The following is a 17,269-nucleotide window of genomic DNA, read 5'->3' on the forward strand; positions in this document are numbered from 1 at the left end:
TGGCTATGACTAGATTCGAACTAGTGACCCCATCATTATGAGTGATGTGCTCTAACCAACTGAGCTACATAGCCTTTTGAGAGATTGGCTGGGGTAGCTGGATTCGAACCAACGCATGACGAGATCAAAACCCGTTGCCTTACCGCTTGGCTATACCCCAACATTCTCTCAACACAGACATTTTGAAACGTTGCTTCGCTGTGTCTGTGGCGCGATATTATTCACATAACCCGTTAATGGGTCAAGGATTATTTTTAAAAAAGTTAAACATTAAATCGGAAGTGCATCACGTCGCCATCTTTGACGATGTATTCTTTACCTTCTAGGCGCCATTTACCTGCTTCTTTCGCGCCGCTTTCACCTTTGTATTGGATGAAATCGTTGTATGCGACAACTTCTGCACGAATAAAGCCTTTCTCAAAGTCTGTGTGGATCACACCAGCCGCTTGAGGGCCCGTTGCACCTTGTTTAACGGTCCAAGCACGCACTTCCTTAACGCCTGCTGTGAAGTAGGTCTGAAGACCCAGTAGTTCGTAGCCTGCACGAATGACTCGATCTAAGCCGGGTTCTTCCATGCCCATTTCATCCAAGAACTCTTGCATTTCCTCTGAATCCAACTCAGAAATTTCCGCTTCAAGTTGGTTGCAAATAGGCACAACCATGGCGCCTTCAGCTTCGGCGATTTCACGAACGACGTCTAGGTGAGGGTTATTTTCAAAGCCATCTTCAGCGACATTGGCTATGTACATCGTCGGTTTAGTGGTCAAAAGATGCAGTTGTTTTACGGCTTTTTTTTCATCGTCTGAGAGTGGCATCGCGCGAACAGGTAGACCGTCTTCTAAGTGAGCTTTGATGCGTTCTAGAAACTCTTTATGAGCAATGGCTTCTTTATTGCCGCTTTTGGCATTTTTCGCTGTGCGGAACAGTTGTTTATCGATTGATTCGATATCGGCGAAAATTAGCTCAAGATTAATCACTTCAATGTCTAGTTTCGGGTTAACGTGATTGGAAACGTGGATTACGTTTTCATCTTCGAAGCAGCGAACAACATGAGCAATGGCGTCGGTTTCGCGAATGTTTGCTAGAAACTTGTTGCCTAAGCCTTCGCCTTTTGATGCGCCTTCTACTAAGCCTGCTATGTCTACGAACTCCATGGTCGTAGCCAATACGCGTTCAGGCTTCACAATTTCAGCTAATGCATCCAAACGCGGATCAGGCATAGCCACGACACCTGCGTTTGGCTCAATTGTACAGAAAGGAAAGTTTTCAGCGCCAATGCCAGCTTTGGTGAGCGCGTTGAATAAAGTTGATTTGCCGACGTTTGGTAAGCCGACGATGCCGCAATTAAAGCCCATATGAGATTCCTAAAGCTGTTAGTTTATGCTTTAAAACTATGAAGATGGTTCATTACACTGTTCCAATTGTCCGCAATGATATCGGTATGGTAGCGTAGTGATTCATCGATGGTTTGTTCGATTTTTTGGTATTCATCGCTGGGGGCTTTTTTGAGCACGTAGTTTGCCACTTGGCTTGCATGCCCAGGATGACCGATACCGATGCGAACACGACCAAAGTCTCGGTTATTACCGAGTTTGCTAATGATATCTTTAAGGCCGTTGTGACCACCGTGACCACCGCTTTTTTTAAGCTTAACAGTGCCAGGAGAGATATCGAGCTCATCGTGAACGACTAGAACTTCTTGGGGAGAGATTTTATAGAATTGACAGACGGCTTGAACTGCTTTGCCGCTTAAATTCATATAGGTCGTAGGAATAAGGAGGTAGCATTCCTGCCCACCTATAAAAACTTTGCCGAACTGACCAAAGAATTTTTTTTCAGTTCGAAGAGAACACTGACTCATACGAGCCAGTGCTTCTATCCATTGTGCGCCAGCATTGTGGCGGGTATTTTCATATTCTGAACCTGGGTTACCCAAGCCAACGAGTAATCTAAAACCTGCCACAGACTTGCCTCAATGATTAACGCTTAGCTTTACCGATACGAGCGATAGGTTGGTCGTGGTCTTCGCCTTTAAGCAAAGCAACCAATTCAACGCCTTCTGGAAGTTCAGCATCAGATAGGTGGAAAATTTGACCAAGCTGACCGTTGATTGCGTCAACGTTCAAAGCTGCTGGAAGGTCTTTTGGAAGACAACGAACTTCAGCAAGTTTTGCTTCAACTTGTAGACGACCACCTTGAGATTTAACACCTTCAGATTTAGCAGCGTTAACGAAGTTCAAAGGAACTCGTGTAACGATCTTAGTTTCTGAATCAACGCGAAGAAGGTCGATGTGCATTACATCGCCAGTTGCTGGGTGGCGTTGTAGAGATTTAACGATTACTTCTTGCTCAGCACCATCAACTGATACTTTTACTACAGAAGTTAGGAAAGCAGCATCTTTTACCGCTTTAACTACTTCGTTACCTTTGAACGAAACAGACTCAGGGTTAGTGTTACCACCGTATACTACAGCAGGAACAAGGCCTTGAAGACGAAGGCGGCGGCTCGCACCTTTACCTTCTTCGTTACGTACAGAAGCGTTTAGAACTACAGACATGTGAATATCCTAAAATAAAGTTAAGGTTGCCCAGAACTGCGACCCGTTCCGAGCGTAAATGTTTGGCTTAGGCCCCAAACATGGCACTGATTGACTCTTCATTGCATACGCGACGAACAGCCTCAGCCAAAATGTCTGACATAGACAGTTGGCGGATTTTTGCGCAATTCTGTGCCGTTTGAGTCAGTGGGATAGTGTCTGACACCACTAACTCGTCAAGTACAGAATTGCTGATATTATCAATTGCTTTGCCTGATAGAACAGGATGAGTACAGTAAGCTAATACTTTTGCAGCGCCGTGTTCTTTAAGCGCTTTTGCTGCAGCGCAAAGGGTGCCGCCAGTATCGATCATGTCGTCGACCAATACACAAGTTTTACCTTCTACATCACCAATCAAGTGCATGATTTGCGCTTCGTTTGCGCGTGGGCGACGCTTGTCGATGATGGCCAAATCTGCATCATCCAGCATTTTAGCAAATGCGCGAGCACGAACAACACCACCAACATCCGGCGAAACGACTGTAATGTTCTCATGACCTTGGCGCTGTAGATCATCTAATAGCAGTGGTGTTGCATAAACATTATCTACAGGAATGTCGAAGAACCCTTGAATCTGGTCAGCATGCAGGTCTACCGTTAGTACGCGGTTGATCCCTACAGCCGAGATCATGTCTGCAACGACTTTTGCTGTAATTGGTACACGTGCTGAGCGTACACGACGATCTTGACGTGCGTAGCCGAAATATGGAATTACAGCCGTTACACGGGTAGCTGACGCGCGACGCAGTGCATCAGCCATTACAATCAGCTCCATAAGGTTATCATTACTTGGAGCGCAAGTTGATTGGATAATAAAAACGTCTTTACCGCGAACGTTTTCGTTGATCTCGACCGTGATTTCTCCGTCGCTGAACTTTCCGACCGTAGCGTTGCCGATAGGGAGACCTAGGCGACGAACGACCCTGCGAGCAAGCTCAGGGTTTGCATTACCGGTAAAAACCATCAACTTGGACACTGTGTACACCCTTTGTATTTATAGCGATGAAAATATATGTTTGCGTTTTATTCAGCATTAAGTATGCTGAGATGCGATCCACTGGTTTAGTACGTCAAGAGTAGGAGATGTATTACATCCACGACAAACCCAAGTCTGCCACTTCTCTGGTGCGTAGTTTTTCACCCGCTTGGCTTCATCAATTGACTCACATGCTAAAAACAAACATGCGCCAGTGCCAGTTAGTTTTGCATTACCAAATGTTGTGAGCCACAAAAACGCTTCATCCACTTCAGGATACAGTCTCCGAGCGACGTCTAGGCAGTCGTTGTGCCCTTCCAGTTTCAAGGCGTGCGATATTCTGATCGCAGGGGTGTCTCTTGTCAAATATTTATCGGTAAAAATTTGACCAGTTGGTACTTCGCAATTTGGTTTTAAAAGCAGGTAATAAGGGGTATCAGGATTGGTTTTCGTTAGCACTTCACCAATCCCTTCTGCAAATGCCGAGTGGCCAAATACAAATATGGGGACGTCGGCTCCTAGCTGTTTTCCTAAGTGTGCGAGTTCTTCCAGTGATAGATCGCAGTTCCATAGTGTATTTAGCGCCAATAGCGTTGTTGCAGCATTACTGCTACCACCACCTAATCCGCCGCCCATAGGTAGGATCTTACTAATTGATATAGCGATACCTTGGTGTGTTTTCTTGTGCGCTTCTAGAAGGCGTGCGGCTTTTACGATTAAGTTATCTTCGTGATCGACGCCATTAATTTCAGGGATAAGGCTAATATCAGGATTATCGGTAAGGGTGAAGCTTAACTCATCACTTAGATCAAGGAATTGAAACAAGGTTTGCAGTTCGTGGTAACCATCGCTTCGACGACTTGTGATATGTAAAAATAAATTCAATTTTGCTGGAGATGGCAAAGTAAGTGTCGTCATTGAACATTCCAGTCTGTAATGATCAAGTTAACCCGATATGGGGGGTGAGTAACTTGCATTTTTTGCGGTAATTTTAAATGTTCTAACTCAGTGAATTCTTTATAGGTAATGGTCCAACCATTTTGTACGATTTGCTCTGGTGTGGTGCCATCTTGTTGATAAGTGATTTCCGCTGCACTGTTCGGAGCGGCTAGTCCTCGAATCCAATATTGTACGCTGGTAACAGGGAAGTGCCAGCCTAGCTCATGGTAAAGCAAAGCATCGGCGCTTGGCCCAGTTAAGTCTTTGTCGTCATAAGTCAAACGCGACTCTTTGCCGGGGATGCCTTCCAAGCGTGTTGCACCTTGACCAAAGGGGCCGTAAATATTGAGTTCGTAATACTCAGGAGAGTGCTCCCAATTAAAGTTACCGGAGATTGCATCTTGCTCTGTGCGAATGCCGACTCGGCCTTCATTTTGCCAGGCCATTATATCAGCGTTACTTTCAGGTAATGGTGTCTTGGGTGATGTTGGTGATGAACTACAGCCAGCTAAAAAAATGCTAGCTAAAAAGCCAATAACCAAATTTTTCATTTTCATGGTTCTTCCTTATGAGCCTAATAGAGTAGGTGCGTATTGCTCTAAAGTTTCAAGTAATACTGGCAACTCACTATTGTTTCTTAATGCCTGCCGCCAGATTTTTATCGCGTTCTCTCGGTCCTCAAGCTGCCACAACACTTCGCCATAATGAGCACCTATTTCAGCATCCTGCATGGCGTCCCATGATTGTGAAAGTAACGTTTCAGCTTGTTCTAAGTTACCTTGTAAATAATACGCCCATCCCATACTGTCCATGATTGCTGCGTCCTCGCTGTTAAGGTCATAAGCTTTTTGTATCAACTTAAAAGCTTGGTCGAACTGATCAGGATAGCGAACCATCATAGTGTAGCCAAGTGCATTAATATAAGACGGATCATTAGGGTGCTTTTGATATAGTATTGTAAGGTCTTGTATCGCTTGAGACCACTGCTGTTGCATATCGTAAGTAATTGCACGTTTATAGCGTAGCCCGTCAGCGTCAGGAAAAATGGGAAGAGCCCGAGTAAGTAGGTCAATTGCTAAGTCTGGACGTTGGTTATGTAGATGTAAATCTGCAACGCCAGTGATATGGCCAGGTTCTACATCAACAACAGCCCGTTTCAAAATGAAAGAGTTCACTTGGTCTGCTTGATCGGCTGAATAAAGCCATTGTACTAATAGGTTAGAAGCCTCCCAGCTTAGTTTGCCAAACACATTTAATAAGCTTTTTAGAGCGTCATTGTAACGTTCGGCTTGATGTTGTGCATTGGCTAAAATAAATAATAAGTCATCACGTAAACCGCCATGTTTTGGCAATTTGGAAATTAACTGTATAGCAAGCTCAGGTTGTTTTTTTTGCATTAACAATTGGGCGATAGCAGTACCAATTTGTTGTTGTAAATAAGGGTTGAGTTGAGCTTCATCAAACGCTGACAATGCGGTTTGATACTCATCATTTTTAACAAGTATTTCTAGATAGTTGGCCATCAAACGCTGGCTTTTAGGGAAGCTCTTCAAACCTTGTTTGAGAGTCTTTTGAGCACTCTCTTTTATTCCCAGTTGTTCTTCACTTACTGCCTTTATGATGAATAACCCTTCTTGCTCGGTTTCTGGGCTCAGTTCAAATAATGGTGAAATATTGTCGAGTATGTATTGATATTTACCGTTGATAAAATGAACATGAAGTAAAGCGATGTTAACAAACAAATCGGAGGCTAATTTCGGGTCACTTAAAAGATTTTCTAAGTGGGTTGTGATGCGGTCGTGACGGATATTTTGATCCACAAAGCTAGGCAGAAAACTCAGTGGGATATCGTTCTTTTTAGCTTTTAATAGAAGTGCTTTTGCTTCGTCTAGCGCCCCTATGCTTAGCTGAGCTTGCATTAAAATAGGGTAGGCTTGAGATGCGCTCGGATCAAGTGTTAGCCATCGGGAGCTGGCTTTGAGTACCGCTTGACTGTCTTCACTCATCATGGCGGTGGAGGTGGCTCGTTTGGCAATCTCTACATCTGTACTTTGCTCAGCTAAATCTAAATACAGCGTGGTCGCAGACTCACTGCCTTGACGTTGCAAAGCAAACTCAGCGCTCAGAAGTTGTTCCAGTTGCTCCGTATGTTTGGATTGTGCTACCGGTGACCAACGGTTATCTGCGATTGGCACAGTATGTGAGTTAGGAATGGATGAGCAGGCGCTGACAGATAGACCGAATGCCATCGTAAGAAAAGCTCGTTTAATCGATACCGCGTGTTGCATTCGTTGCATAAGTGCCTGCCTTATTTGGCTAAAATCATATCCAAGTTACTATGGTAGCTCTGCAATATAGGTGTTGTCAGCCTAATAAACGGTGCATGATTGTAAGGAATTGACATATTTATTGATTTGATGGGGTGCGAAGAGCTAAAAATTCCACTTATAATAGGGGTATTTAATCATGTGTCATAATACTAGGCATATATCTGCAAACATCTGTTCGATCTCAAGTCGTGAGAAGAGTTCCTGAATGCCGCTAATTGCTGTGGGTGTGAACCACAAAACTGCACCAGTATCTATTCGAGAGAAAATTTCGTTTGCCCCTGAAAAAATGCTTGAGGCGCTCAATTCACTTGTGTCTGACGCTCAAACAAAAGAGGCAGTGATTGTTTCTACCTGTAACCGTACAGAGTTGTATTGCGCTGCCGACGGTGAGTCTGATGCTGAAAAGATCATTGCTTGGTTGGGGCGTTATCATCAAATTGAGCCTGCTGAACTAGGTCGCTTTTGTTATGCCCATTCTGGTGATGAAGGTGTGCGTCATGTGATGCGTGTGGCATCAGGGCTGGACTCTTTAATTTTAGGTGAGCCTCAGATTCTTGGGCAAGTAAAGTCTGCCTATGCAGTATCTCAAGAAGGCAAGTGTGTTGGTTCTGAACTTCAGGCCTTATTTCAGCAAACATTCTCTGTTGCAAAGCGAGTGCGTACTGACACGGCAATAGGAGAAAATCCTGTTTCGATTGCATTTGCAGCGGTCAGTTTAGCCCAACGAATATTTGCAGATGTGAAGCGCAGTACCGCTTTGTTGATTGGTGCAGGACAGACTATTGAGTTAGTAGCCCGTCATCTCAAAGAGGCTGGTATAAAGCGTATTATTGTTGCCAATCGTACGCTCGAACGCGCACAAATTCTCGCTGACGAGCTGGGTGCAGAAGCTATATTGTTGGGCGATATTAACGATTTTCTGCATCAAGCAGACATTATTATCTCTTCAACTGCCAGCCAGCTGCCGATTATCGGCAAAGGAATGATTGAGCGCGCGACAAATAAACGTCGACATAAGCCAATGCTGTTGGTCGATATTGCGGTGCCGCGAGACATCGAGCCGGAAGTACAGGAAGTTGAAGACGCGTATTTGTATACAGTCGATGACCTTCATTCTGTGATTGAGGAGAATGTTCGAGCGCGTCAAGATGCTGCTGAAGCCGCTGAAAAAATCATCGAGCAAGGCGTTGATGAGTTTAGGCGCAAACAAGAGTCTCGCAAAGTTGCTGATCTAATTGTAAGCTACCGCGCCCAAGCAGAATTAATAAAACAGTCCGAATTAGAGCGAGCACTGAAAGGTTTAGAGTCAGGACAGGCTCCGGAACAGGTGGTTGCTAAATTAGCCCATGGATTGATGAATAAACTGATCCATTCCCCAACCCAGTATTTACGCCACGCGGGTGCCGAAGCTGATCAAGAAGCTTTGCAGCGAGCTGCCGAGGTGTTGGGCATAACCGATACGAAAGAATCCTTAGAATGAAAGAATCGATTAAATTTAAGTTAGAGAGCTTATCTGAGCGTTACGAAGAACTGGCGGCATTACTCAGTGAAGCAGAAGTGATTATGGATCAAGATTTGTTCCGTAATTACAGTAAAGAGTACGCCGAGCTAGAGCCTGTCGTGAAATGCTTTTCTGAATATCAGCAGGTGTTGGAAAACATTGAAGAAGCGCAACTAATGTTAAGTGATACTGATCCAGATATTAAAGAGATGGGTCAAGAAGAACTGAAAGCTGGGCAGGCGCAAAGAGAACAATTATTGTTAGATCTTCAGTTGCTTTTGCTGCCGAAAGACCCTAACGATGCGAAAAATGTGTTCTTAGAAGTGCGTGCCGGAACCGGTGGTGATGAAGCCTCAATTTTCTCTGGTGATTTGTTCCGTATGTATTCTAAGTATGCCGAAACACAGCGCTGGAAAGTCGAAATTGTTAGTGCCAATGAAGGTGAGCATGGCGGTTACAAAGAGGTTATCGCACGCATAGTGGGTGATGGGGCATACTCTAAACTGAAGTTTGAGTCCGGTGCGCATCGAGTGCAGCGTGTTCCGGCGACGGAATCACAAGGTCGAATTCATACTTCTGCCTGTACTGTTGCGATTCTGCCTGAAATGGACGAAGTAGAGGCTATTAACATCAATAAAGCTGACCTTCGTGTTGATACCTTCCGTGCCTCTGGTGCGGGTGGGCAGCACGTCAATAAGACGGACTCAGCCATTCGAATTCTGCACATTCCGACAGGTGTGGTAGTGGAATGTCAGGATGAGCGTTCACAGCATAAGAACCGAGCTAAAGCCATGGCTTTACTGGCATCTCGCCTTCAAGCGGCGGAAGAAAGCAAAGCCGCAGCGGAGCAATCAGAAGCACGTCGTTCTTTGGTGGGCAGTGGTGATCGCTCTGAACGTATTCGTACATACAATTATCCACAAGGCCGAGTTACGGATCACCGTATTAATCTGACGTTGTACAAGTTAGATGAAATTGTTCAGGGTGATTTAGATGTACTGGTTAATCCGTTGATTAATGAGTATCAAGCTGAACAGCTTTCTGCTTTGAGTGGCGATAACTAAACTCCTTTTGTGAATACACGCGAGACATCCATGACCATAGATTCTTTGCTAAAACTGGCTTATGGGCGACTCGCGTTGCAATCGGATACAGCCCAATTAGATGCCCAATTATTGCTGGCGCATGTACTTGGCGTTTCCACAAGTTACTTTTTTACATGGCCTGAAAAAGTTGTCTCAGACTCTACTAATGAGCAATTTAATGCCTTGTTGACTCGCCGAGAGCAAGGTGAGCCAATTGCATATATATTGGGACAACAAGACTTCTGGACTCTGAGCTTAGAAACGTCAAAGCATACTTTGATTCCTAGAGCAGACACTGAGCGATTGGTTGAAGTGGCTTTGGAGCTACAGCCTAACGGTGTCAAGCGCGTTTTGGATCTTGGTACTGGCACGGGAGCGATTGCTTTAGCGTTAGCTTACGAATGGCCTTCTGCCGACGTTGTTGGTATCGACTTTCAGGCTAAAGCGGTAGCGCTAGCCCAGCAAAATGCTGTTAAAAACGATATAAAGAATGCTCGTTTTCTAAAAAGTAATTGGTTTTCAGCATTGGCCGATGAGCCTTTGTTTGATGTGATTGTCTCAAACCCGCCTTACATTGATCCCGATGATCAGCATTTGACGCAAGGTGATGTTCGATTTGAACCCATTACAGCGTTAGTGGCCGATGATCACGGTTTAGCTGATATCAAGCAGATCATAGATGGCGCTTTGCAGCATCTTATTATAGGTGGGTGGTTGATGTTTGAACACGGTTTTGATCAAGCTAAAGCTGTACAGCAATTGTTTTCTGATAAAGCATTCAAAGACATTGCCACCTATCAAGATTTAGGTGGCAATGATCGAGTAACAGTAGGGCGTTTAACCTAAGCGTTTAGTCTGTCACACCTTCAGCCCTTGTGAATACAGGCTCTAAGGGCTTAGAACGCGCTGCATCATAGCGATATCCGGCTAGATCGAAGCGTTTAATGTCTTCGATAGTCTCCGCGCCACTTTCGATTAAATAGCGTACCATTAGGCCACGAGCCTTTTTCGCATAGAAACTAATTACCTTGTATTGGCCGTTCTTCTCATCTAAGAAATTCGGTGTAATGATTGTTTGTTTGATCGCTTTTTTATCAACCGCTTTAAAGTACTCATTTGAAGCAAGGTTGACCAACAACTCGTCCTTTTCAAGCTCTTCTGTTAAAGCGTTAGCGATTTGGCTACCCCAAAAATGGTAGAGATTATCACCTTCGCTGTTCTTCAATTTTGTACCCATTTCTAGGCGATAAGGCTGCATAAAGTCTAAGGGCTTAAGTAGACCATAAAGACCGCTTAAAATTCGAAGATGGGATTGCGCGTAATGAATCTGTTCGGTACTTAGGGAATAAGCATCGAGCCCCGTGTAGACATCCCCCATAAACGTAAACAGTGCAGGACGGCTGTTGTTCGCATTATGCTGTTGTGACCAAGTTTGATAGCGTTCAACATTAAGTGTTGCTAACTTATCGCTCAGCTTCATCAGTGAAGCAATATCCGCTGGTGTATAGGGTTTAATCGTATTAATTAGTGACTGCGCTTGATCTAAGAAGCGTGGTTCAGAGTACTTTATATCAGGCGTCTTACTGTCTAAATCCAGTGTTTTCGCCGGAGAAATCAAATATTTCATTGTCTTACCTTGGCATAGCGTTGCGTTTTAATTAGATTATCCATAGAGTGTCAGTAGATATCCACTAATAGCCTTGATAGAGATATTGTATGAAGGACAACGTAATACCATTTCCGGTGCAGCTTGAATCGCGGAGCGATGATGAGGCAGTGGTGTCGCGTGTGGAAGAAAAAGCGTCAGAACGTCAGTTAGATGAATTACGTCATGCTTTTGATGAAGCTCGTAAACTTTGGCCATTAGAGCTATCAGAGTTACCAGAGCAGAATAGAAAATGTGCCACATCTCGTAAGCGATAATAATAAAAACTTCAAGGAAGGCGGACATTGCTTACTTTTTTAGTTAAACACTCACTTGTGTGCATGTTTTTATGTGCTTTGCTTGGCTTTGTGTTCCCAGTCGCCTCTAACGCATTATTCCCATTTCTCCCCTACGTATTGTTCACACTTATGTTGCTGACACTCATCGGAATGCCGATGGAGCAGTTAATTAAACGACTTTGTCACCGGTCTATTTGGCTATACGCCTTACTTCACAGTGCCTTTTTTATGGCGATTTTTGCTTTGTGCGGTGTTTTATTAGGTCTATCTGATGAGCTATTGTTGGCTATTCTAGGGGTCGGGGCGACAGGCTCATTGTTTGCCACGCCCGCCATTGTTCGAGCGTTAGGGTATGATGCTCTTGAAGCGATGGCAATGACCATCGCTACGACTCTACTTTTACCTGTGGCCTTGTTTATTTCTATTCACTCTTTGCCCATGTCACAAGGAAGCTTGGATTTCGTCACATATGGCATTCGGTTGTTGATTTTTATTGTTGGTCCAATTTTAATTTCATTTAGTCTGCATTACATTGTGCCGAAAAAGGCTTTACAGCGCGCTTTGTTGAAAGTATCACCTTATACAGTTTTGTTGGTGTTCGCGTTTCCCTTTGGGTTAATTGGTAATTATCGAGGGCTTTGGGATGAAAACGCGTCACAGGCAATGATATTTTTACTAGTTGCGGCTGTTTTGGTAAGTATTTTCTTTGTTGTTACATTTTTTTTATATCGTCATCATGGGATCGAAAAGTCGCTAACGGCTGCTATTACATCCGGAAATCGCAATGTTTTGCTTACTTACTCTATCGCTGGTGTTTTATTGGGACCAGCCTTTCTTCCCCTTGCCGGTGCCATGCAAGTACCCACTTACATACTGCCTGTAATCACTAGGCGAGTTGCTCGTTATCTAAAAAACCGTTCATAAAATTCCTGACCATACATGCAAAGTTACTAAACCTTGACTACGCTTCTTTTACTGAATGTGTACGAAATAAAGACATTATTGTTTTTGTTGAAGCATGTATTCAATAAGCCAATAGGCTTTTTTGGAAGTCATGAGGGAATTATGAGAAAGAATCTACCTGTCACTAACGTGGAAAGAGTTGTGCCTAAAGGTGTTCGATTGATTTCCACTACCGATCTGAAGGGCAAAATCACCTACTGCAACCAAGATTTTATCGATATTAGTGGGTTTACCTATGAAGAGCTTCTAGGGGCACCACATAATTTAGTCCGTCACCCTGATATGCCTACAGAAGCGTTTGATATTATGTGGAGCCATTTAAAAAATGGTAAACCTTGGATGGGGTTGGTTAAAAACCGTAGTAAAAATGGCGACTATTATTGGGTCGATGCTTACGTAACGCCTGTCACAGAAAAAGGGCAAGTAATCGGCTATGAATCCGTGCGTTCGACACCCGATCGCAAAGATGTGGAGCGAGCTGAAAAGCTGTATGGCTCGATTCGAGAGGGAAAAAAAAGCGTAACAGTTCCATTAAGTATTGTTGTACCTATTCTTGTCGTAATAGCTTGGATTGCGTCTTTGTTGATGTTTTTTATGGATGTACCTTCTGCGACAGCCCCTGCATTGGTATCCTCTGTTTTATTGGCGTTCTATTACAGATTTACACAGTGGAAGATGCACCAAATTTTACAGGGATCCTTGAGTCATTCATTTACCCACCCTTTAGCGGCTAAGACCTATTCAGATCATAATACTGAGCTTGGCCAACTTGAAGTTGGTATTAAAAGCCAAGCGATGCATCTTGATACGGTACTGACTCGGATTGAAACGGAATCAATGGAAGTTTCTAAAAAATCAGAGCACGGTTTAGAGCAGACCGGTAGTTCGACTAAAAAAATTCAACAGCAAATGCATGAAACGCAAGAAGTGGCAGCCGCCATGCAGCAAATGACTGCCACTGTTTCGGATGTGTCTAAGCATGTTCAGCATACCGCCCACAGTGCTGAGCAAGCCAAAAGTTTAGCTTTAGAAGGTGATAAGACACTTGAGGAAACCACGTCAGCGGTACAGGAGTTAGCATCGTTAGTCGAGCGGATCAGTGAGTCTGTCAGTAATCTATCAAAGCAGTCAGAGAGTATAGCTGAGGTGGCTGTGATGATTGACCAAATAGCTGAACAAACGAATTTGTTGGCTTTAAATGCGGCTATTGAGGCTGCACGAGCAGGAGAACATGGTCGTGGTTTTGCCGTGGTTGCCGATGAAGTGCGTCAGCTGGCTCAAAGAACCCAGGGTTCGACCCAAGAAATTCACAGTATTATTGAGCGTCTTCGTAGTGGTGCTCACGACGCAGTTAAGGTGGCTGGCAATGGGCAAGAGAGTGCAAATGTAGGTCTACAAAAAATGTCAGATGCTCAAGCTTCTTTGCAAACTATTGTTTCAGCCGTTACTAGTATTTCTGATATGTCGACGCAGATGGCGGCCGCAGTGGAAGAACAGGCTCATGTCTCTGAAGATATTAATCAGCAATTAGTTAGAATCTCAGACTTAGCAAATGAGAGTAAAGATGAAGCGGAAGGTGCTATGCAGAGCATGGTTACGCTAAGAGGGGTTGCTTCAGATATGCATGAACTGGTCGTTCGCTTTAAATAAGCGCTATCATTCTTTGATGAATAAAATGCCGAGCATTGCTGCTCGGCATTTTTGGTTTAGTGAGGAAGCGGTAACGCTTTCATAGATAGGCTGTCATTATGAATGCGCTTGACGATAAGCTCTTGTGCTACATCAATATCGCCCATGGCTTGTAAAAGCATACTGAGCTCAACAATGGCTTCTGAAGAGGCGTCTGCATGCAATGCTTTTTCATAGTAATCGCGGGCCTTTCCCCACAATTGTAAGCGCTGACAAATTCGTCCAGCTGCTAAGTAAAGTGGGGCGCTTTCAGGATGTCGGCGAATCCACGTCTCAGCATTGCTCAGCGATTTCTTCATAGAGACATCTGTTAACTGACCGTATACACCTGCAAGTGCATCAGACCACTGATCATTTAGCGACGAACGAATGAAGGCTTCTGCCTTTTCTTCGCTGCCGAACTCGATTAATGTGCTGGCATACAGCACCTGCATTTCATCATCTTTAGCTAAGGCATCCAGTTTTTTCCAAATGCCTTGAAGTTCATTCAAAAGGACTTCTTTACTTTCGCCTGTCTTTGCTCGGAAATGCAGTTTTTCTAAAAGTGCTAGAAATGCGTTTTTCTCAAGCTCTAGTAGGTTATGGTCGTCAAAAATTCCTTGTTTCTTAAGTGTCGGAGTTAACTCTTGTAAAGCTTCCCAGTCTTTTAACTGAGTATGCGTAGTTACCAACATTTTAAGGGTTTGGCGGTGTTTTGGCTTCATGCTGTGTAGGCGTTTTAAGGAAGCTAGGGCACTTTCATAATGGCCTTGTTTAAGCTGAAGTTGACTTTGTACAAAGCTGATGGCGAACTCAGCATCAGGTGATGCTTGGTGTGCTTTACGCAGTAGTTCTTTTGAGCGCTCATGCTCTTCTTGTTCGCTGGCAGCGTAAGCCGCACCGATGTAGTTCAGTAACGGGTAAGATACTTTGTTAGCAGATGTTGTAAGCAGTTTCTCAGCTTTTCCCCAATTGCCACCAGCTAACTCAAGCATCCCTTTAATGGTAGATTTCAAAGCACGCTTATGGGAAAGCGTACCTGTTAATTTGGATAAAGATGAGTTCGGGTGAAGCAGTACCCAAATGAGCTTAAACAGCATAACCGCTGCTACATAGCCTATTATGACAAGTGTCAGCATCACCCATAGGCTCATTTCTAGCGTTACGCTTTTGAAAGAAATCATTACGTAGCCAGGGTCTTGCTTCATAATTAGGCCAATAGCACCCCCAATTAGTAGGACAATAATGAGAGATAAGAGAATTTTTCTCATAAAGCTTGCTCCTCATTAGTGACTGCGGAAGTGTCTTCTTGCGTCTGTATGGCACTGGCTTTCCAGTTCTTCATCAAGTTTTTCATTGCCTGAAGTGAAGCGCGAGGAAGTGGAACATCAGGGTTCGGGTTTACTTGTTGTAATGATGTGAGTGTTGTCATAAAGGCAATTGTTGCTTGAGATGACGTGTCAAAATGTTGATTGACAGCTATGGCAACACGGCTTAATGACTTCTCGTAGATCGCTGGCTCGCCTTTTAGAAGTGCGACTTGTGCAACATCAAGCTGTAGCTGAATGCCTGTGACTAGCTCTTGATATTCTGCTGGTGGTAAAAGTGGTTTGATGGGCTTTTGGTTGTAATTAATAACGACCAAAGACTTCAAGCCTTGCCAAGCTTCTGCAAACAATTGCTTGATCGCGGATGATGTTGTTACTTCAGTAGTCTGAGAGTTAGCCTCTGTTTGTTGCTCTTGCCATGATTTGGATGGTTCACGCTGCGGTAGTTTGGCAACCTGGTCGTACAGTGCAGAAAGTTGCAAATAGCGACCTTCAAGATCAAATGAAGCTATAGACTTCAACGCTTGTAAGTCTTGGGCGATGGCTTTGCGCGTGTCAAACATCAAGGGATCTTCTAGGTCCGCAAGAATGGTGTCAGCGCTGCTTAATAGAGAAATTGTGCCCTTGGTATCTTTATCAAGTAGTAGGCGTTGATTTGCAAGGCGGATTAAATATTCTGCTTCGGCCAGCAACCAGTCGTTTTTATCCGCACTGCTTAGCTTGTTGATCTTGCTTGAAAGATCAACTAAGGCTTGTTCTGTCTGTGTTTTCACACTATTAGATTGCGCTTGTATGTTAGCTAGCGCTTCATCAAAGTCGCCAATACGAGTCGTAAGGGAGGTATTACTTTCAACTCGGCGGTTAAGGCGATTCACTTGTTGTTCAAGTGCAACCACTTTATTTTGGGCATCCGCTAAGGCTTGGTTATCAGAGTTCATATATTGGCTCTGATAAAACTGCCAGCCACTTAAACCTAGCGCGGCAACGCCAGCGAGCAGTGCAATGGCGGGTAAAGCTTTATTGCTTTTAGAGGCATCGTGAGTGCTGGTGACGTTGTGAGCATCACTAGAGGGAGCGGAATTGCTCTCGCGAGAGGACTCTAAGGACGTAGAGTCTACGCTGTTTTCCGTGTTCTCGGTTAAAGCCTTGTCGTTTTTATCAGTCATGTTGTCGTCCTAAATGCTGCTGTGTGGCTGAGATTAAACGTTGATCGTCAGCGCCATGTGCACAGATTACCTGATTCCAATGAAGGGACTTTGCTTGTTGCGCCACTCTTTCACTTGGAACAAATAAGACAGTGTCTTTGAGGTTTGGGGCAAATTGCTCAACGTAAGTTGTCAGATTGGCCACACTTTCTCCACTAGTAGCCCATATTACGTCAGGATGATCTAAGAATAAAAAAGTTTGTGCCGTATATTGTGGCATATGTCGCTTATAGAGCTCTAAGTGGTCGACAATTGCACCACGTTCTTCTAGCGCTTTTGCCAAATCCGGTCGGCCGCCACAGCCTCTAACAATCAGCACTTTTTCACCGCGCATTTTGACTGGCTTCAACCAATCCAGCATGGTTTCAGTGTTGTTTCCTGGGTTGCTTAAGGCGGGTATGTGTAATTCTTGCAGCGTTTGTGTTGTACCTTGCCCAATTCCCAACCAATTAATGTTAACGGGTAACATTGGCCAGCATTCGTCAATCAATTCAGACCCAATTCGCGCCGCATTTTTGCTAACAAAAATCACGAAGCGATAAAGATCAAGGTTATAGAGTTGAGTGCGCAGTGCTGCGCGGGCGGTGGGATCTGTTGTTTCCTGTATATCTAGCATTGGAAGTGATATAGGGGTGGCGCCAAGCGCAGTAAGCGCTTGGAAGGTCAAACCGTTCTCGGGTTCAGGTCGAGTGACCAAAACTTTTAAGCCTTGCATGGTGGGTGATTTCCCAAT

Annotated in this window: 17 protein-coding genes and 2 tRNA genes; 6 read left to right on the forward strand and 13 right to left on the reverse strand. The window is 44.2% G+C overall.

Features of this window, described 5'->3' with window-relative positions; all coding sequences use genetic code 11:
* The 9 genes from AYW75_RS16990 to AYW75_RS17030 all read right to left on the reverse strand — a co-directional run bounded on the left by AYW75_RS16990 (position 1) and on the right by AYW75_RS17030 (position 6,809).
* Positions 1–74 (reverse strand) — tRNA-Met (locus AYW75_RS16990).
* An 11-nt stretch (positions 75–85) separates the two neighbouring features.
* Positions 86–160: transfer RNA gene (locus tag AYW75_RS16995), tRNA-Gln, on the reverse strand.
* Between the two features lie 103 nt (positions 161–263).
* A complete protein-coding gene (ychF, locus tag AYW75_RS17000) occupies positions 264–1,355 on the reverse strand; it encodes a redox-regulated ATPase YchF (RefSeq protein ID WP_067102044.1) in 1,092 nt (363 codons plus the stop codon).
* A 23-nt stretch (positions 1,356–1,378) separates the two neighbouring features.
* A complete protein-coding gene (pth, locus tag AYW75_RS17005; protein WP_067102048.1) occupies positions 1,379–1,963 on the reverse strand; it encodes an aminoacyl-tRNA hydrolase in 585 nt (194 codons plus the stop codon).
* Between the two features lie 16 nt (positions 1,964–1,979).
* A complete protein-coding gene (locus AYW75_RS17010) occupies positions 1,980–2,558 on the reverse strand; it encodes a 50S ribosomal protein L25/general stress protein Ctc (protein ID WP_067102051.1) in 579 nt (192 codons plus the stop codon).
* 67 nt (positions 2,559–2,625) lie between these two features.
* Positions 2,626–3,573 (reverse strand): ribose-phosphate diphosphokinase, encoded by a 948-nt coding sequence (locus AYW75_RS17015; protein ID WP_067102054.1) that lies wholly within the window; start codon positions 3,571–3,573, stop codon positions 2,626–2,628.
* Between the two features lie 57 nt (positions 3,574–3,630).
* Positions 3,631–4,491 carry a 4-(cytidine 5'-diphospho)-2-C-methyl-D-erythritol kinase gene (gene ispE, locus AYW75_RS17020; protein WP_067102056.1) on the reverse strand — a complete coding sequence of 287 codons (861 nt, stop codon included), beginning with the start codon at positions 4,489–4,491 and terminating at the stop codon, positions 3,631–3,633.
* Entirely contained in the window at positions 4,488–5,069 is a 582-nt protein-coding gene (gene lolB / locus AYW75_RS17025; protein ID WP_067102059.1) for a lipoprotein insertase outer membrane protein LolB, read from the reverse strand. The genes ispE and lolB overlap by 4 nt, the downstream gene beginning before the upstream one ends.
* A 9-nt stretch (positions 5,070–5,078) precedes the next feature.
* On the reverse strand, positions 5,079–6,809 hold the full coding sequence (locus tag AYW75_RS17030; RefSeq protein ID WP_067102062.1) for a tetratricopeptide repeat protein: 1,731 nt from the start codon (positions 6,807–6,809) through the stop codon (positions 5,079–5,081).
* A 238-nt stretch (positions 6,810–7,047) separates the two neighbouring features.
* Between AYW75_RS17030 and hemA the strand changes: the two genes are divergently transcribed.
* The 3 genes from hemA to prmC are packed head-to-tail and all read left to right on the forward strand — an operon-like array spanning position 7,048 to position 10,274.
* A complete protein-coding gene (hemA, locus tag AYW75_RS17035) occupies positions 7,048–8,322 on the forward strand; it encodes a glutamyl-tRNA reductase (protein ID WP_067102065.1) in 1,275 nt (424 codons plus the stop codon).
* The gene (gene prfA, locus AYW75_RS17040) at positions 8,319–9,407 is read left to right on the forward strand and encodes a peptide chain release factor 1 (protein WP_067102067.1); all 1,089 of its coding nucleotides are present in this window, start codon (positions 8,319–8,321) and stop codon (positions 9,405–9,407) included. The genes hemA and prfA overlap by 4 nt, the downstream gene beginning before the upstream one ends.
* Positions 9,408–9,437: 30 nt before the next feature.
* Positions 9,438–10,274, forward strand: coding sequence for a peptide chain release factor N(5)-glutamine methyltransferase (prmC, locus tag AYW75_RS17045; RefSeq protein ID WP_067102070.1), 837 nt, complete (start codon positions 9,438–9,440; stop codon positions 10,272–10,274).
* A 4-nt stretch (positions 10,275–10,278) separates the two neighbouring features.
* Here the strand turns inward: prmC and yaaA are convergent, their stop codons facing one another.
* The gene (gene yaaA / locus AYW75_RS17050; RefSeq protein ID WP_067102073.1) at positions 10,279–11,055 is read right to left on the reverse strand and encodes a peroxide stress protein YaaA; all 777 of its coding nucleotides are present in this window, start codon (positions 11,053–11,055) and stop codon (positions 10,279–10,281) included.
* Positions 11,056–11,144: 89 nt separating this feature from the next.
* On the opposite strand from yaaA, the gene AYW75_RS17055 reads away from it, so the two are divergent.
* From AYW75_RS17055 to AYW75_RS17065, 3 genes are all read left to right on the forward strand, one after another.
* Positions 11,145–11,351 (forward strand): hypothetical protein, encoded by a 207-nt coding sequence (locus AYW75_RS17055; RefSeq protein ID WP_067102076.1) that lies wholly within the window; start codon positions 11,145–11,147, stop codon positions 11,349–11,351.
* A 27-nt stretch (positions 11,352–11,378) separates the two neighbouring features.
* A complete protein-coding gene (locus AYW75_RS17060) occupies positions 11,379–12,296 on the forward strand; it encodes a hypothetical protein (RefSeq protein WP_067102079.1) in 918 nt (305 codons plus the stop codon).
* A 141-nt stretch (positions 12,297–12,437) separates the two neighbouring features.
* Positions 12,438–13,985 carry a methyl-accepting chemotaxis protein gene (locus AYW75_RS17065; RefSeq protein WP_067102082.1) on the forward strand — a complete coding sequence of 516 codons (1,548 nt, stop codon included), beginning with the start codon at positions 12,438–12,440 and terminating at the stop codon, positions 13,983–13,985.
* Positions 13,986–14,041: 56 nt separating this feature from the next.
* Here the strand turns inward: AYW75_RS17065 and AYW75_RS17070 are convergent, their stop codons facing one another.
* From AYW75_RS17070 to AYW75_RS17080, 3 genes are read right to left on the reverse strand one after another with little or no spacing between them, the layout of a single operon-like run.
* Positions 14,042–15,274 (reverse strand): heme biosynthesis HemY N-terminal domain-containing protein, encoded by a 1,233-nt coding sequence (locus AYW75_RS17070; protein ID WP_067102084.1) that lies wholly within the window; start codon positions 15,272–15,274, stop codon positions 14,042–14,044.
* Positions 15,271–16,497: a uroporphyrinogen-III C-methyltransferase gene (locus tag AYW75_RS17075; RefSeq protein WP_067102085.1), complete on the reverse strand. Its 1,227-nt coding sequence runs from the start codon at positions 16,495–16,497 to the stop codon at positions 15,271–15,273. The genes AYW75_RS17070 and AYW75_RS17075 overlap by 4 nt, the downstream gene beginning before the upstream one ends.
* A complete protein-coding gene (locus AYW75_RS17080) occupies positions 16,490–17,251 on the reverse strand; it encodes a uroporphyrinogen-III synthase (protein ID WP_067102088.1) in 762 nt (253 codons plus the stop codon). The genes AYW75_RS17075 and AYW75_RS17080 overlap by 8 nt, the downstream gene beginning before the upstream one ends.
* Positions 17,252–17,269: the final 18 nt, after the last annotated feature.

It is taken from the genome of Marinomonas atlantica (assembly GCF_001639725.1).
GTDB classification, from domain to species: domain Bacteria; phylum Pseudomonadota; class Gammaproteobacteria; order Pseudomonadales; family Marinomonadaceae; genus Marinomonas; species Marinomonas atlantica.

Coding starts and splice junctions, on each gene's coding strand:
- ychF (WP_067102044.1), bottom strand. CDS start 1,355: ATGGGCTTTAATTGCGGCATCGTCGGCTTACCAAACGTCGGCAAATCA.
- AYW75_RS17010 (WP_067102051.1), bottom strand. CDS start 2,558: ATGTCTGTAGTTCTAAACGCTTCTGTACGTAACGAAGAAGGTAAAGGT.
- ispE (WP_067102056.1), bottom strand. CDS start 4,491: ATGACGACACTTACTTTGCCATCTCCAGCAAAATTGAATTTATTTTTA.
- lolB (WP_067102059.1), bottom strand. CDS start 5,069: ATGAAAATGAAAAATTTGGTTATTGGCTTTTTAGCTAGCATTTTTTTA.
- AYW75_RS17030 (WP_067102062.1), bottom strand. CDS start 6,809: ATGCAACGAATGCAACACGCGGTATCGATTAAACGAGCTTTTCTTACG.
- hemA (WP_067102065.1), top strand. CDS start 7,048: ATGCCGCTAATTGCTGTGGGTGTGAACCACAAAACTGCACCAGTATCT.
- prfA (WP_067102067.1), top strand. CDS start 8,319: ATGAAAGAATCGATTAAATTTAAGTTAGAGAGCTTATCTGAGCGTTAC.
- prmC (WP_067102070.1), top strand. CDS start 9,438: ATGACCATAGATTCTTTGCTAAAACTGGCTTATGGGCGACTCGCGTTG.
- yaaA (WP_067102073.1), bottom strand. CDS start 11,055: ATGAAATATTTGATTTCTCCGGCGAAAACACTGGATTTAGACAGTAAG.
- AYW75_RS17055 (WP_067102076.1), top strand. CDS start 11,145: ATGAAGGACAACGTAATACCATTTCCGGTGCAGCTTGAATCGCGGAGC.
- AYW75_RS17065 (WP_067102082.1), top strand. CDS start 12,438: ATGAGAAAGAATCTACCTGTCACTAACGTGGAAAGAGTTGTGCCTAAA.
- AYW75_RS17070 (WP_067102084.1), bottom strand. CDS start 15,274: ATGAGAAAAATTCTCTTATCTCTCATTATTGTCCTACTAATTGGGGGT.
- AYW75_RS17075 (WP_067102085.1), bottom strand. CDS start 16,497: ATGACTGATAAAAACGACAAGGCTTTAACCGAGAACACGGAAAACAGC.
- AYW75_RS17080 (WP_067102088.1), bottom strand. CDS start 17,251: ATGCAAGGCTTAAAAGTTTTGGTCACTCGACCTGAACCCGAGAACGGT.